The 2,478-nt window shown below is 66.2% G+C and carries 2 protein-coding genes; both read left to right on the top strand.

Going from position 1 to position 2,478, the window contains the following annotated elements; all coding sequences use genetic code 11:
- Positions 1 to 1,757: methionine--tRNA ligase (gene metG, locus AC1DU6_RS27225; protein ID WP_477860936.1), on the top strand; the 1,757-nt coding region annotated here is incomplete at its 5' end.
- 127 nt (positions 1,758 to 1,884) lie between these two features.
- Positions 1,885 to 2,478: SulP family inorganic anion transporter (locus tag AC1DU6_RS27220; protein WP_477860935.1), on the top strand; the 594-nt coding region annotated here is incomplete at its 3' end.

Raw genomic sequence — 2,478 nt, 5'->3', positions numbered from 1 at the left:
GACCAGAGAACCACGAGCTGTCCAAGGCCGTCTATCTCGCGTTGCGCCACAACGAGCTGATCTCGACCAAGACCATCGAGCAATTCTTCGACCCGGCCAAGTCGATGTTCCTGCCGGACCGCTTCATCAAGGGCGAGTGCCCCAAATGCGGCGCGAAGGACCAGTACGGCGACTCCTGCGAGGTCTGCGGCGCCGTCTATGCGCCCACCGAGCTGAAGAACCCTTACTCGGTGCTGTCCGGCGCGACGCCGGTGCTCAAGACCAGCGAGCACTACTTCTTCAAGCTGAGCGACCCACGCTGCGTCGACTTCCTGACGCAATGGACCCAGGAGGCAGGCCGGCTGCAGCCCGAGGTGCTGAACAAGATCCGCGAGTGGTTCGAGACCGACGAGGATGGCAACAACAAGCTCAGCGACTGGGACATCAGCCGCGACGCGCCTTATTTCGGCATCGAGATCCCCGATGCGCCGGGCAAGTACTTCTACGTCTGGCTGGACGCGCCCATCGGCTACCTGGCCTCGCTGAAGAACTACTTCGGCAAGACTGGCAGGGACTACGACGCCTTCATGGCGGATCCGTCGGTGGAGCAGATCCACTTCATCGGCAAGGACATCACCTACTTCCACACGCTGTTCTGGCCGGCGATGCTGCATTTCAGCGGCCGAAAGACCCCCAACCACGTCTTCGTGCACGGCTTCATGACCGTCAACGGCGGCGAGAAGATGAGCAAGAGCCGCGGCACCGGCCTGGACCCGCTGAAGTACCTCGCTCTCGGCCTGAACGCCGAGTGGCTGCGCTACTACATCGCCGCCAAGCTCAATGCCAAGGTCGAGGACATCGACTTCAACCCCGAGGACTTCGCGGCCCGCGTCAACAGCGACCTGGTCGGCAAGTTCATCAACATCGCGTCGCGCGCCGCGGGCTTCCTGACCAAGCGTTTCGACGGCCATCTCAGCGGCGACCTTGGCGTCGAAGGCCGCATGCTGCTGGACGCGCTGCGCGCCCCAAGCGATTCGATCGCCCAGCTCTATGAGGACCGCGAATTCGGCAAGGCCATCCGCGAGATCATGCTGCTGGCCGACAAGGTCAACGAGTTCGTCGACCAGCACAAGCCCTGGGAGCTGGCCAAGCAGGAAGGCATGGACGCCGCCCTGCACGACGTCTGCAGCGTCTGCATCGAGGCCTTCCGCCTGCTGACCCTCTACCTCAAGCCGGTACTGCCGGCATTGGCCGGTCAGGTCGAGTCCTTCCTGAAGATCGCGCCGCTGCAGTGGAGCGACAGCGCCCGCGCCCTGGGCGCCCATCAGATCGGCGTCTACCAGCACCTGATGCAGCGCGTCGACCTGGCCAAGGTGGAGCAGCTGTTCGAAGCCCCGCCGGCGCCGAAGGTAGTGCCCGGTGGCGAAGACCTCGCGGAAGAGATCAAGATCGACGACTTCGCCAAGGTTGACCTGCGCATCGCGAAGATCGTCAAGGCCGAGCACGTCGAGGGCTCGGACAAGCTGCTGCGCCTGACGCTGGACGCTGGCGAGGGCCGCCTGCGCAATGTCTTCAGTGGCATCAAAAGCGCCTACAAGCCCGAGGCCCTGGAAGGCAAGCTGACCGTGCTTGTCGCCAACCTCGCTCCGCGCAAGATGAAGTTCGGCATCAGCGAGGGCATGGTGCTGGCCGCCAGCCACGCCGACGAGAAGGCCCACCCGGGCATCTTCGTGCTCGAGCCTTTCCCCGGCGCTCTGCCGGGCATGCGGGTGCGCTGAGCAGCCATGAACTCGCCGCGACTGCCTCTTGGCCCGTCGCGGCGCCGGCGTTTCATCGCCGAGCACTACCACTGCGGGCCTCCGGCCGCGACCTCGCTCCTCGCGTCGTCGCCACCCCGGAGGTTCCATGCCACTGCCCCAGCTGCACCCTTTCCGCCCCCGCATGCTCGCGCTGCGGGCGGGTTACTCGCGGCAGCGCTTCCTCGCTGATCTCGGCGCCGGCCTGACGGTCGGCATCGTCGCGCTGCCGCTGGCGCTGGCCTTCGCCATCGCCTCCGGTCTGCGCCCCGAACAGGGCCTGGCCACGGCCATCGTCGCCGGGCTGCTGATCTCCCTCTTCGGCGGCTCCAGCGTGCAGATCGGCGGGCCGGCCGGCGCCTTCATCGTCGTCGTCTACGGCATCCTGCAGCGCTACGGCCTGGCCAATCTGCTGCTCGCCACCATGGGCGCCGGTGTGCTGCTGTTCGCGATGGGCGCCCTCAAGCTGGGCGTGCTGGTGCGCTACATCCCGGTGGCCATCGTCACCGGCTTCACCAACGGCATCGCGGTGCTGATCGCGCTCGCTCAGCTGAAGGACGCACTGGGCCTGTCGCGCCTGCCCATGCCGGCTGACTTCTTTGGCCAGATTGGCGTGCTGAGCGCGCACGCGGCAGGCTTCAATCCCTGGGCCGTTGCGACGACTGCCGCGGCCGTGACCGTGCTGCTGCTCTGGCCCAAGAAC

This window comes from Roseateles sp. P5_B10 (assembly GCF_056400485.1).
The sequence above is the reverse complement of the archived record's forward strand: the minus strand, read 5'-3'. Positions and strand labels throughout refer to the sequence as shown.